Here is an 11,822-nt window from a genome sequence, read left to right on the forward strand (position 1 = left end):
GAGTACGGGGCGGGCGGCACCATCACCGGCCGGCGGGCCGGGAGCTGGGTGATTGGGACGTGGTCGCTACCGTGTGTGCATGGCTGATGAGGTTGAGCAGTGGTCGACGGCGGCCGGGCTGGGCGGGTTGCGCCCGCTGGTGATCAACCGCTACGTGGCGGCGAAAGCCGCGTTCCAGGTCGTCGGCCCGACCACGGACCCGACCGTCATCAAGTACTTCCGCGACCGGTTCGAGGGCTGGCTCAAGACCGGCGGCCGGTTCGAGGACCGGGAGCTGCAGCGGGCGGTGCTGCTGATGGTCACCGCTGACCAGCGCGGTCACGGGCTGTCCAACGACAAGGACGCGGCGAAGCTCGTGAACGTGGTTGACCAGGTGTACCGCACCATCGCCTGATCTGAGTGTGCTGCTGGTGATAAACGATTTATCACCTCGTGGTGGTCTCGTGGGGCCTGTTCCGGATGTCGGAGCAGGCCCCACGAGTGTGTTGCGGGTCAGGCCACGGCGAGCCCCTGCTCGGTGATCTCGTACCGCACGGACGGACCGGCACCGGTTTTGGTGAGCAGGTCGGCGTCGATCAGTCCGCGCAGCAGCGTGCCGACCCGCTGGCGGGTCAGGTCGAGCACCTCGGCGATCTGGTGAGGCGTCTCGTGCCCGTTGCGCACGGCGTCGAGCACGCGGCGGGCGGACTCGCTCAGCTCTTCGCACACGAGCGTCGTGGACCCGCTGTCCGGTTCCCGCGCGGGGACCGGGGCTGCCGCTGGGGCGGCGACGGTCGGCATCGTCAGCCGCACGAGCTTCAGGTCCAGCGCGCCCGCCGTCTTCCCGCGCGTGATGGTCTGCCCGCGGGTGATGGCGTCCCTCATGCTGGCTGCGCTGACGACCGCAGATGCGGCGGCGTCACCGGCGGCCAGCGTGCCGGGGTCGAGGCGCTCGACACGGAGTTCGCGCACCTGCCGGTACCACTGGCCGATCGTGAGCACGTCGTCCGGCAGTGGCGTGCCGGCCTCGGCCATCTCGCGCTTGTTCTTCGCGGAGGGGGCGAACTCGTTGCGGTACGGCGCCTGCCGGGCTTCGACGCCGAGGGTGTAGCCGTAGCCGGGGATGGCTGGCAGGTCGGTCAGGTTGAACCGGCCGTTGGAGACGATCTGCCCCTGGGCGCGTTCGTCGGTCTTGAGGCCGACCGCGTTGCCCGCGCGCAGGCTGCCGCGCAGCACGCTCTTGAGGAAAGTCTCCAGGCTGCCGTCCTGGTCGCCCATGATGATCGCGATGCCGACCTTGCGGGCCTCGCGGGCCAGGGCGGCCCACCGGTCGACGGTCTCCTTGGTGATCACGACGTGGGCTTCGTCGACGATCACCAGGACGCCGGGGTAGTCCGGCGACGGGGTGAAGCCGCCCTTCTCTTCTTCGTCCTCCTCCTCGTCGTAGTCGGCGGCCGTGCTGGCGCCGGCCGGGTCGGGCATGTGCGGGTTGCGCTGACGGTGGGTCTTCATCGCGTCGAGCCGGGCGAGCACCGCCTCGACCTCATGGCTGGCGTAGCGCTCGTGAGCGTGGCGCCACAGCGAAGGGCACGAGATGCCGTCCTGGCCGTCGACGTGGATGACGTAGGTCAGGCCGGTCGACAGCGCGACCAGGCCGATGATCTCCAGCAAGCGGCTCTTGCCGGAGCCGGTTCCGCCGATGACCATGCCGCCCCACATCGAGTCGCGGCCGTAGAGGCGCCACGTCGCGTGGCCGACGCCGTCCGCGTACGGACCGAGCGTGATGTTGCCGTTGTCGTAGCGCGGGCCGCGGAAGTACACGTCACGCTTGATCGGCGAGCGCAGCACGACGCGCAGGCGCAGCTTGGACGAGTCGGCGATGGCGTCGGTGTCGGTCGCCGGGTAGGACTCGATCACCAGCTGCTGCTTGGACCAGCGCAGGCCGGTCGCGATCTTGCTCAGAGCACCCAGCACCATGTCCAGGTCCTGCTTGCCGGGCACGAGCTGCAGCGTGTACTCGACGCCGTGCTCGAACGGGCCGACCGGCACGAGCACCGAGCCTGCGACGACGCCGTTGGTGCTGCCGACGTTCTCGGCCCACAGCCGCGCGAAGCGGGCCAGCTCGGCGTCGCCGATCGGCACGTCCTCCTGGTCGTCCCCCTCACCGGTGTCGGCCGGCGTCTGCGGGCGCAGGCCGTGGCGGTGGTGTGCCCACCAGCGGGCACCGGCGGCGGTGTCGATGGCCAGCGCAGCAGCGAGGGTGCCCCAGGTGACACCACCGAGCACGGCGAGCACCATCCACAGAGAGCTGGCGGCGCTGGCCAGGGCCGCCCACAGCGCCCAGGCCTGCATCCACTCGTGGCGGCGACGCAGCAGCAGGAAGCCGATGCCGCCGCCGACCGCGCAGGCGCTTCCGGCCAGCAACGCCGCGGCGCCGGCGGCGTCGGCCTGGGCCGACATGGTGTGGATCATCTCGGCCAGGGCGAGCAGCGTGGCGGTGATGTAGTGCGGCATGAGCTGGGCGCGGTTGAGCCGCTCAGCCTCGGTGAGCAGGTCCGTCCAGCTCGGGTGGGCGGTGGGGGTGCGGTCGGCGGAGGCGTGGTCCGGCAGGACGCCCCCAGGGACCGGGGACGTGGTGGTCGGCTCGGTCACTGGGGTCGTGGACATGAGGGTTCCTTTCTGGCCGTTGCGCAGGTGGTGACGGGTCGAGTCGGGGCTCGCATCGGCCACGGCGTCCGCGCATCCGGCCGAAGAACCGGATGCGCGGCACCGAAGCCCTGCGGGCTAGTGGCTGGTCACGAACTCCTTGTTGCCGGCGTCCGGACGGGCGTTGTAGCTCTCCTGGACGACGCGGTCGGCCTCCAGTTCCGCCTTGAGCGAGGCGGCCGAGGCGGCGGCGGCCTCGTACCTCGCGAGCGCTCCCTGCAGCTCGCGGGCGGCATTGACCACCTGCTCCTGGACGGCGGCGACGTCGGTCAGGGCCTTACCGGTGACGCCGCCGTTGGCGAGGTTGGCGTGGGCCTGCTCGCACGAGGCTGCGGCCTGGTCGCCGTTCGGCACCGCGGCGGAGATCTGCTCGAAGGTGCCCTGGCAGAACGTCTGCATCTCGCCGGCGTAGGCGATGGCGGATTCGAGGCCGGTGATCTCGGTGGACGTCATGGGGAGCTCCATTCGGGTAGGCATCGCGGTCGCGATGGCGGGAGTGGCTGAGGTGCTGGTCTGGGGACGGCGGATCGGGATGACGTTGTTGGTGTCGGTCGTGGGTTCCTCCGTGGTGCTGTTCGTCGCCGCGTCGGCGGGCGTCTCGGTGCTGGTGGTCTCGGCGGCGGCCTGGTCCGCGGGCTGGTCGGGAGCCGGGTGCTGGTGCCCGCCGGACTGCTGGTCCCGGAAGGACTTGAGCTTCGCGGCCACCTCGGCGTTCTCGGCCTCGCGCTCGGCTTCTACCTCGGCGGCGCGGCGAGCCTGGACCTGCCGCACCCGCTCTTGAGCCTCGGGAGACAGGTCCTCCAGCGAGCTGTAGATCCGCGCGGGGTCGAGGTGGCCGTCGTAGCGCTTGGCCAGCGCAGCGAGTGCCTCGACGTCCTCCTCACCGGGAGAGGAGACGATCGTGGCGGTGGGGTGGCGGCGGATCTGGTCGAGCAGGTCGACCCGCACCGGCAGCGGCAGGGACCGCCACTGCCGCGTGGTCATCGACCAGGTCGAGGTTCCTGCGGCCAGCGAGTCCGACCAGCGCTGCGCGAGCTCGTGCTGCCGAATCTCCGGCCCGGGGATCACGGCCTCGTTGTAGCCGTGCGTGATGACCTCGTCCGGCACGTCCTGGTAGCGCTTGGTGAGGTCCTTGGCCAGCTCGTCGGTCGCCAGGCCGGATGGCTTCGTGGGCCGGGGCCGCACACCGCCGGCTTCCTCCAGCTTCGGCGCGGTCGCGGTCCACACGTATCCGGGTGACCACGGACCTTCCGTGCCGGTCGGCGCGCTGGCAGTAACCGACGTCGCCGCGCCGGTTGGCGCGGCGGTTGGCGCGGCCGGGGTCGCGGGCGTGGCCGGGGGAGCAGTGCCGTCCGCTCCGGACGGTGCCGGCGCGTCCGGGGCGGCGGGCATCTCCCCGACCGGCGCGACCTTCGGGGCGACAGCGTCGAACCCGGCCGGGTCCGGTGTCTTCCCGTCCTCGCGCGCCCACTTGTCGCGCTCCTTCTCGATCTTCGCGGCGGCCTTGCGCGCTCGTTTCTCCGCACGGTGCCCAGCCATCAGCTCACGCTTGTGATGTGCGCTGTCCCAGGCGTCGTCGAGCAGGCCGGCGGCGTAGCGGCGGAACGCACCCGCGGGGACCGGCCGCTCGGCCTCGGCGCGAGCGGCGAGCTTGGCCATGCGGTAGGCGTGCCGTGGGGGTTGGTCGCCGCGGATCGTGGCGGTGGTGTCCTCCCACAGCCGCACGAGCAGGTAGGCCGCGAACAGGCAGAGCAGGAACATGGCGCCTCCTTTCGAGGTTCGAGGGGCGGGGTCAGAGGAAGAGCACGAACGCGACGACGAGGAGGGCGGCCACCAGGACGCGGGAGTTGCAGCGCCACACCCAGGCCAGCCAGTACAGGAGCGCCAGGACAGGCAGGCGCAGGACGAAGCCGGCCTGGGCGAGCCGGCGGGCGCGCGGGTCGTCGGGCAGGTGCGTGCCGTGCAGCTCGTGGACCCAGATCTCTTGTAGTGGCGGAAGGCCTGTTCGCCACACGTCGGGTGGCGTCCAGGCACGGCGCAGGTCCTCGGCCATGGCGTGGGTGTGCTCGGCGAGCGTGACCGGCGCGGGCGGGGTGCTGAGGTTCTGTTCGACGACCGAGGCGCTGGTGCTGGACGGCGCGGTCGCGCCGGCGGTCGACGCGGTGGTCGGCTCGGTGCGATCCGTGGAAACGGGCGGGTGGGTCATCGGCGTGGGCCTTCCTGGTAGCGGGCGAGCAGCGCTTCCGCCTGGGTGACGAGGTCGGCGGTGACGACGGTGACGACGGCCTGGCGCTGCTCGTCGGAGGTCCGGGCGAGGGCGGTGCGGAGGTAGTCGACAGCCGCGGCGAACCGGTCGAGATCGCCGCTGCTGGCGCGGTGACCTGCCACGTGGTCAGTCCTTGATCAGGTAGCCGAGACCCTGGGAGCCGAAGCCGGCGAGGGCCTCGGTGAGCGTTCCGCCGCCGGCGGCGACCGGGCCGGACGCGATGATGAACAGCAGCGGCAGCAGGAAAAGCGCGATGATCTCGGGCTTATCCGCTGATTTGTCGTGCACGAGACCGTAGATCACGGCCGGGATCAGGCAGATCACGATCAGGGCCGCGACCATTGCTGGGGTCACGTCGATCCACCGCGCCGGGAAACCGAGGATTTTGCCGATCAGCTGGGCGATCAAGCCGCCGAGATTCGTACTCGCGAAAGCGGCAGCGGCAATCGCGGAGACAATTCCTACGACCCACCACTTAGACCACTTCTTCCACTTCTTGTGCAGCTTGATCAGCATGAAGAGCATTGCGGCGAAAAGCAGCCAGCTCATTTCTTACCTTCTTTCGGAAAACGTCACAGAGGACGTTGTTGCATCGGTTTCCGGTGTGCGTCTGCGGCCTCCTCCAGGCGCTGCGGGGAGGCCGCGGGGCGGGGTGCCAGGGGGCTGCGGAACTGGCAACTGGAAGGCTTGCTACGCTCGGCTCTCACGCGCGCAGCGCGCACGAGCGCGTAGGGATTGCCGGCGGACTCTCCAGCAGCGGCTTTCCAGTTGCCAGTTTCCAGTTGATCTCGTGTCTGGCCGGTGTCACACGTGGTGGCGCGGGAGGCGTCTCGGCACGCTGTCGGGGACGGCCCTGTTGCCGGGTGCGGCGAGCGTGTCGAGCCGGGCGGCGAGCAGGCCCTGCAATTGCGTATCGGTGATGTCCTCGCCGTGTATCTACCGGGCGAAGTCGACGGCGAGTGCGGCGAAGTGACCTTTGGAGGCGAGCGTGGCCATCTCGCCGAGACTGCGCGCGCACGGATAGTCGCGTTCGGAAAAAGACATGTAGCGGAACCTTTCGGAAGAGTTCTCTGCGGTCTCCTGATAGGCGGTTGATCCGTTGCTTCCCGCCCGTTCCACCTACCTGGACAAGTCGACAGGTGGGTGGAGCGAGCGGCATTCAACGGATCGTTGAAGCAAGCAGCGCGGACCGTCATACACCAGCAATCCGAACAAATGGATTTTTCGGCTGGCCAAGAGGACGGTGGCGCTGCGCCGCATACACGCTATGTAGTTCTCAAGGTCCAAGACCGGCGACCGTGGTGTCCGTCAGTGGTGACCGGGCCTGCGCATCGGGTCGTCCTGCGCGCTCCCAGCCCGTCGCGACGGGGCTGTCCTCTGCGGAGTGGGAGCCATCTGGAGTTGGGATGTGATTCGGGCTGGTCAGGCGGGCTTTTCGGGGCCTGCGACGGCGTAGCAGGGGCTGCACAGGCCGTAGCGGACGTAGTGGTCGACCGGGCCGCAGATCTGGCACACCCGGCGGGCCGCGAGCGCTGCATCGATCGCGGCCCGCATCGCGGGGGTCAGGGGGCGCTTGTCGGCGGCCCGGTCGACGTCGTAGAGGCCTGCCCAGCGGGCGTAGCGGCCGTCGTGGCGGGTGCGGCCCCACACCAGCAGGGCCACGGGGTCACCGACCGGGCGCAGCTTCTCGGCGGCGAGCTGGCGGACGGTGACCAGCCCGGCCGGGGCCGAGCCCCAGGCGAAGGCGGGCAGGCCGTCCTGGGTGCCGTTCGCCACGGCGGTGGTGCCGTTCGGAAGGGTCACGGTGATCAGCTCGCGGCCGGGCATCACGCGCTCCGCTCGGTCTGCTCGTCGGCCTGGCCGTCCTCGACGAGGTGAAGGTGGGCGACGGCGTCGCGCAGCTCCTGCGCCACCGGGACGCCCAGGCCTTCGTTGCGGGCTTCGCTGCACCAGTTGCGGATCAGGGCGACGCTCGGCGCGGTGCGAACGGTGCCGTTCTTGATCGCCTCCTGGAGCGCGGGCAGCAGCTCGGCCGCGCGGGCGGAGAGGCGTCCGCCCTGTTCAGAGGCCGTTCCGGCAGGGGCGAACGGTTCGGTAAGGGCGGCCGGGCCGAACACCATGGCGGCGGCGTTGAGGACGTCCTGGGCCTGGTCGACCACGGCGCGGGCGTCGGCCTGGGCGGCGGCGGCGATCTCCAGCGCGGCGACGCGCTCGGCGTCAACGAAGGCGCGGACGGCCGGGGCGAACCCCTGCTGAACCCTTCCCCCGAGGATGTGCAGCTCGCCTGCCTTGGCGGCCTTGCGGTCGTCGCGGAGCTGCTTGCGCACGATCAGCTTGCCGAGCACGCGGTCGCGGCGGGTGGCGTCCGGGCCGACGCCGAAGCGGTCGACCCACGCGAGGGTCCAGGCGGTGGTGGCGTCGACACCGCGGGCGGCGCGGATGCTGGCGGCGGCCGTCGACAGCCGCGGGTACCGAACCCGGCGCCACAGGGCGAGCGGCGTGCGGGTGCGCTCGTGCACGGTGTCGGAGTCCAGGGACTGGCGGATCGAGTGCAGCAGCACACCGAGCATCGACAGCGCGCCCAGCGCGAGGCCGGCGGGCACGCCGTCCTTCTCGATGCCGTGCGCGGCGTTGATGGTGGCGGCGATGCCGGCGAGCACCCACATCCAGCGGGGCAGGTTGCCCGCGTCCAGCCTGGCGCGGATGCGGCGGTGGGCCTCGAACGCGCACACCCACGCGGCGACCTCGATCACCGCGGGGAACAGGTGGTGCAGCGGGGTGGGGATGTGCAGGGAGTGCTGCGCGAAGTCGGCCTGCGCCTGCCACGCGAGCATGACGGGCAGCACGATCATCGTGGCCCACAGCGCGGACATGCCCAGCTCCGGCAGTCGCGCGAGCCGTTCGGCGCGGCGGCGGTCGCGCTCGGCGCGACGGACGGCACGGCGCTGGTCGTCGGCGAGCTTGTCGATCCGGCGCTGCTCGGCCTGCGCGGCGGCGTCGGCGCGCTTGCGCTCGGCGGCGGCCTCGTAGTCCGCGCGGCGCTGCTCGGCCTGCAGCGCCTGGTCCTGGCGGCGCTGCTCGGCCTGGGCCGCGCGGTTCGCACGGACCTGGTCCTGCCACGACGTCGGCTCGGTCATCGTCATCGCCGGTCACGCACCCTTCGCGAACGCGTTGAGGTCGGCGGAGACCTGCTGCGCGGGCTTCGAGGCCTGGATCTCGGCGACCAGCTCGTCGATGGAGCGGCGGGACCGGGCCAGCGACGAGCGGCCAGCGCGCATCGACCGGCGCTGCTGCTCGGTCAGCCCGCCCCAGATACCGAACTCCTGGGTCATGCCCCACTCGCGGCAGCGCTCGATGACCGGGCAGCCGCCGCACATGCGGATGGCGTCGATGGCCTGGGCAATCGCGCTCGGCGAGACCAGGCGCCCCGCGGCGTTGGTCGTGGGGAAGTGCAGCTCCGGGTCAACGCCCGGCTGCGCGCACGTGCCCTCGGTCTGCCAGTTCCGCTCGCTCACGCCGCCACCCCCAGCACGACCTCGTTGTTGATGGCGGGGGAGCTGTTGCCGATGCTGACCGGGGCGGAGGACCCGACCATGCGCAGGCCGCTCGCCTGGGCCAGCAGCAGCTCGGCGTGCGCGGTGCGCAGGAGGGCCTCGTCGGACAGCTCGGAGTCGTACAGGCGGTACGCGTTGTCCTGGGCCTGCAACGTCTCCTTGTCGAGCACCTGCAGGTGCAACATCGGGACCGTGACCGACGAGAAGGGGCGCTGAGCTGCCATGATGGTGTCCATCGGGTCTCCCTGAGTGATCCGGTGTCCGAGGCCTCGGCGGCTGTGACCCGCCGGGGCCTCCCTTGCTTGAGGGCTCCGACGTTAGGCGGTGTGCTAGAACACTGTCAATAGGGTGTTCTAGAACATATCTCGACGGGTGACGAGCATCCCCTGGCCTGGCCTCGGCTATGCCAACTGTGCTAGAACACCAGCAACTCCAGATGAGGAGACACGCCCGTGCCCACTGTCGACCGCCCTGAGCCGCCCTACATGCAAGTGGCTAGGCACTTCCGCGAGCAGATCCTGTCTGGCGCGATGGCAGAAGGTGATCCTGTGCCGTCAACGCGCCAGCTCGCTGCAGAGTGGGATATCGCGCATGCCACGGCCGCAAAGGTGCTCAGCACTCTTCGGTCGGAAGGCTTGGTAGAGGGCAAGCAAGGAATCGGTACGGTCGTCACGGCACGTACGCGGCACCGGTCCGCCCAAGACAGGCTCACGACCGTGCACAGGACTGGTCTAATCTATCCGCCGGGGCACTATGCGCGCATTCAGTCTGCCGAAGTGATGTCCGCTCCCGATTATGTAGCCGAAGCACTGAACATAGCTATCGGTGCGTTGGTAATCCGTCGCCAGCGCATCACATACAACGCCGACGACCAAGCTGAGTCGACGTCGACCTCATGGTTTGACGGCGCCTTGGCTGAATCGTGCCCTGCCCTCATCGTGCCAGAGCGGATCAGAGCAGGAACGATCAACTACATTGCGCAAAACACTGGTCGCGAGCTACGCAACGGCCGGGACGGAAAAGCTGCAGGCAGTGCATCGCCCGAGGTAGCAGCTGCACTAGGAATCGCTGTTGGTTCGCCCGTGATGTTTGGCCGAAACTGGTGGACTGACGCGGTTGGCTGGGTCGCCGAGTTCGGCGAATCAATCGCAAAAGAAGGCCGCTGGGCCTACTATGACTACGAGATTGCGAGTGAAAAGTGAAGCGGGTTCATTCCGGAAAAGTTCGTGATCTTTACGAATTGGACGGTGGTGACCTTCTCCTTGTCGCCTCCGATCGAGTATCTGTCTATGACGTCGCACTGCCCACACCTGTCCCGGACAAGGGAAAACTGCTCACTGCGCTTTCCTCGTGGTGGTTCGATCAGGTAAGCGACATTGTCCCCAATCACGTTATTTCTGTTGACGACGTTCCCGACGAATTCGCGGGACGCGCAATGCGATGCAAGCCACTCAAAATGCTGCCTGTGGAGTGCATCGCACGCGGGTACCTCACAGGTCTCGGCCTTCGTGAGTACCAACGTGACGGTCGCGTGTCCGGTGTAGACCTTCCTGCTGGCCTCGTCGACGCCGACCGTCTTCCTCGACCGATCTTCACTCCCACGACCAAGCTCGACACCGGCACCGGCCACGACGAGTTCATCACCTTCGATGACGTGGTCGACGAGGTGGGCAAGGACATCGCGGACCGACTTCGTGACCTCACCCTTCGGATCTACGAACGCGGCGCCGAACTCGCCCTGGAGAAGGGCGTCATCATCGCCGATACCAAACTTGAGTTCGGCTTGGACGCAAACGGCGCGTTGACGTTGGCTGACGAGGTGCTCACCTCCGACAGCAGCCGCTTCTGGAAGCTAGAGGACTGGGAACCAGGTCGGCCTGAAGGCCAGCGGTCCTACGACAAGCAGTTCGTTCGCGACTGGTCAACCAGCACAGGCTGGGACAAGACCCCGCCTGGCCCTGAGATGCCGGCTGAGGTTGTGGAAGCCACCCGGCAGCGTTACATCGAGGTGTACGAGCGCATCACCGGTATGACCTGGTCAAGCTGATAGGAGACACGACTGTGGACACCACGAAGTACGACCCCCTGCAGCTCACCCATGAGGTATTTCGCCTGCTGCTGGACAAGGGCATCCCTGTTGAAAGGGTGGGCAACCTGGACGCGGCCGTCGACGGTGCCAGCAACATCCTGCGCTACCTGGGGCTGGAGCCTGAGATTCCGACCTCGCTCGACGGCTACAGGAAGCTCGACTTGGACGGCCACCTGGCTTACACCCGTCGCGTACATGGTGACTAAGCGGGACAGCCCAGCCGTCCCGCTTCAGAGAGAAGCGCCCAACGGCAGCGACACGCCGACTAGGTAGGACGTACTCCCCGTCGCTTAGGGGGAGTATCAGGGCCTTAGAAATGCCAAAGGCCGGGAGCGCCAACTCCCGGCCTTGGTCTGGCAGACGAGCACGAGGATGCAGCCTCGAACACGCACGTTCAACGCCCAGGGTACGACACGTGGGCCGCGGTTCGCGACAACATCTCTCGTGCGTCACATGATCGGAGTCATGACGCATGGGGCACGACCAGGAGGACGACGTCCGTCGTCCGCTTCCGGGTCCTGAGAACGTCCCTGGTGAACAGGGGCGTCACGACCTGCAGTTCCAGCGGGTAGCGCTGGGACTGACGCGAGGCACGAGCGTCAACCTTTCGCCGCGCTGGGTGGACTACAGCGGCGTGTCGGCGAAGGCCAGCAGGATCGCGGCCTTCTTGATCGACGTCTACACGATGAGCGGCCCGGCCACCGGCGGGCGCGAGCTCGACCGCGAGGCGATCGGGTACGCCGTCGACATGGCCGCCAACAAGCTCGGGCCGTTCCTGGACGAGCTGGAGACCATCGGCTTCCTGACGATCGTGCGCGCCGGGGTCGACCCCGCGACGGGCAAGCAGATCCGCGGGGCGGGCGGCCGGCAGCTGCCCGACCAGTTCGACATCTCGATCGATCCGCCGCCCGGCTACCAGGGGCCCACGAGGTTCGGCGAGTTCTATCAGCAGTTCCTGCGGGACCGGGACGCCGCGTACGCGGCTGCGCGCGAAGCGGGAAAAAAGCCGCGAATCGGTCATGTAACCATCCGTCGGTCCGAAGTGGGCCGCGTCGAGTTTCCGCAGGTCAGCACTGGCTCCCGTTTTGGGAGCCACGTTTCGGACCCTGGCTCCCGTTTTGGGAGCCAGGGTGAGTTTCCGCAGGTCAGCACTGGCTCCCGTTTTGGGAGCCACGTTTCGGACCCTGGCTCCCGTTTTGGGAGCCAGGGTGAGTTTCCGCAGGTCAGC

At 68.8% G+C, this 11,822-nt stretch carries 13 protein-coding genes and 1 pseudogene; 5 read left to right on the top strand and 9 right to left on the bottom strand.

Translation table 11 applies throughout. From position 1 onward, the window contains the following. Window positions 1–79: 79 nt before the first annotated feature. On the top strand, window positions 80–394 hold the full coding sequence (locus ACZ7CF_RS41880) for a hypothetical protein (RefSeq protein ID WP_470372511.1): 315 nt from the start codon (window positions 80–82) through the stop codon (window positions 392–394). A 98-nt stretch (window positions 395–492) separates the two neighbouring features. Here ACZ7CF_RS41880 and ACZ7CF_RS41885 read toward each other — a convergent pair whose 3' ends face one another. The 9 genes from ACZ7CF_RS41885 to ACZ7CF_RS41925 form a co-directional block, all read right to left on the bottom strand. Further along, on the bottom strand, window positions 493–2,646 hold the full coding sequence (locus ACZ7CF_RS41885) for a winged helix-turn-helix domain-containing protein (protein ID WP_470372512.1): 2,154 nt from the start codon (window positions 2,644–2,646) through the stop codon (window positions 493–495). A 117-nt stretch (window positions 2,647–2,763) separates the two neighbouring features. After that, window positions 2,764–4,446, bottom strand: coding sequence for a hypothetical protein (locus ACZ7CF_RS41890; protein WP_470372513.1), 1,683 nt, complete (start codon window positions 4,444–4,446; stop codon window positions 2,764–2,766). Between the two features lie 31 nt (window positions 4,447–4,477). Further along, window positions 4,478–4,891 (bottom strand): hypothetical protein, encoded by a 414-nt coding sequence (locus tag ACZ7CF_RS41895; protein ID WP_470372514.1) that lies wholly within the window; start codon window positions 4,889–4,891, stop codon window positions 4,478–4,480. Then, window positions 4,888–5,073, bottom strand: coding sequence for a hypothetical protein (locus ACZ7CF_RS41900; protein ID WP_470372515.1), 186 nt, complete (start codon window positions 5,071–5,073; stop codon window positions 4,888–4,890). Before ACZ7CF_RS41900 ends, ACZ7CF_RS41895 begins: the two co-directional genes overlap by 4 nt. A gap of 4 nt (window positions 5,074–5,077) precedes the next feature. Then, window positions 5,078–5,500, bottom strand: coding sequence for a hypothetical protein (locus ACZ7CF_RS41905; RefSeq protein WP_470372516.1), 423 nt, complete (start codon window positions 5,498–5,500; stop codon window positions 5,078–5,080). Window positions 5,501–6,373: 873 nt separating this feature from the next. Then, window positions 6,374–6,778 (bottom strand): RRQRL motif-containing zinc-binding protein, encoded by a 405-nt coding sequence (locus tag ACZ7CF_RS41910; protein ID WP_470372517.1) that lies wholly within the window; start codon window positions 6,776–6,778, stop codon window positions 6,374–6,376. Then, window positions 6,778–8,094 (bottom strand): hypothetical protein, encoded by a 1,317-nt coding sequence (locus ACZ7CF_RS41915; RefSeq protein WP_470372518.1) that lies wholly within the window; start codon window positions 8,092–8,094, stop codon window positions 6,778–6,780. The genes ACZ7CF_RS41910 and ACZ7CF_RS41915 overlap by 1 nt, the downstream gene beginning before the upstream one ends. 6 nt (window positions 8,095–8,100) lie before the next feature. Continuing rightward, the gene (locus ACZ7CF_RS41920; RefSeq protein ID WP_470372519.1) at window positions 8,101–8,466 is read right to left on the bottom strand and encodes a WhiB family transcriptional regulator; all 366 of its coding nucleotides are present in this window, start codon (window positions 8,464–8,466) and stop codon (window positions 8,101–8,103) included. After that, entirely contained in the window at window positions 8,463–8,741 is a 279-nt protein-coding gene (locus ACZ7CF_RS41925; protein ID WP_470372520.1) for a hypothetical protein, read from the bottom strand. Before ACZ7CF_RS41925 ends, ACZ7CF_RS41920 begins: the two co-directional genes overlap by 4 nt. Window positions 8,742–8,957: 216 nt before the next feature. On the opposite strand from ACZ7CF_RS41925, the gene ACZ7CF_RS41930 reads away from it, so the two are divergent. From ACZ7CF_RS41930 to ACZ7CF_RS41945, 4 genes and pseudogenes are all read left to right on the top strand, one after another. Continuing rightward, the gene (locus ACZ7CF_RS41930) at window positions 8,958–9,707 is read left to right on the top strand and encodes a GntR family transcriptional regulator (protein ID WP_470372521.1); all 750 of its coding nucleotides are present in this window, start codon (window positions 8,958–8,960) and stop codon (window positions 9,705–9,707) included. Then, window positions 9,704–10,552: a phosphoribosylaminoimidazolesuccinocarboxamide synthase gene (locus ACZ7CF_RS41935; protein WP_470372522.1), complete on the top strand. Its 849-nt coding sequence runs from the start codon at window positions 9,704–9,706 to the stop codon at window positions 10,550–10,552. The genes ACZ7CF_RS41930 and ACZ7CF_RS41935 overlap by 4 nt, the downstream gene beginning before the upstream one ends. Before the next feature lie 14 nt (window positions 10,553–10,566). Continuing rightward, the gene (locus tag ACZ7CF_RS41940; protein WP_470372523.1) at window positions 10,567–10,800 is read left to right on the top strand and encodes a hypothetical protein; all 234 of its coding nucleotides are present in this window, start codon (window positions 10,567–10,569) and stop codon (window positions 10,798–10,800) included. A gap of 266 nt (window positions 10,801–11,066) precedes the next feature. Further along, window positions 11,067–11,822, top strand: a pseudogene (locus tag ACZ7CF_RS41945) (hypothetical protein); the annotation flags it as partial.

The sequence above is a fragment of the Lentzea sp. NPDC036955 genome, assembly GCF_055608005.1.

Coding starts and splice junctions, on each gene's coding strand:
- ACZ7CF_RS41890 (WP_470372513.1), bottom strand. CDS start 4,446: ATGTTCCTGCTCTGCCTGTTCGCGGCCTACCTGCTCGTGCGGCTGTGG.
- ACZ7CF_RS41895 (WP_470372514.1), bottom strand. CDS start 4,891: ATGACCCACCCGCCCGTTTCCACGGATCGCACCGAGCCGACCACCGCG.
- ACZ7CF_RS41910 (WP_470372517.1), bottom strand. CDS start 6,778: ATGCCCGGCCGCGAGCTGATCACCGTGACCCTTCCGAACGGCACCACC.
- ACZ7CF_RS41905 (WP_470372516.1), bottom strand. CDS start 5,500: ATGAGCTGGCTGCTTTTCGCCGCAATGCTCTTCATGCTGATCAAGCTG.
- ACZ7CF_RS41915 (WP_470372518.1), bottom strand. CDS start 8,094: ATGACGATGACCGAGCCGACGTCGTGGCAGGACCAGGTCCGTGCGAAC.
- ACZ7CF_RS41885 (WP_470372512.1), bottom strand. CDS start 2,646: ATGTCCACGACCCCAGTGACCGAGCCGACCACCACGTCCCCGGTCCCT.
- ACZ7CF_RS41880 (WP_470372511.1), top strand. CDS start 80: ATGGCTGATGAGGTTGAGCAGTGGTCGACGGCGGCCGGGCTGGGCGGG.
- ACZ7CF_RS41925 (WP_470372520.1), bottom strand. CDS start 8,741: ATGGACACCATCATGGCAGCTCAGCGCCCCTTCTCGTCGGTCACGGTC.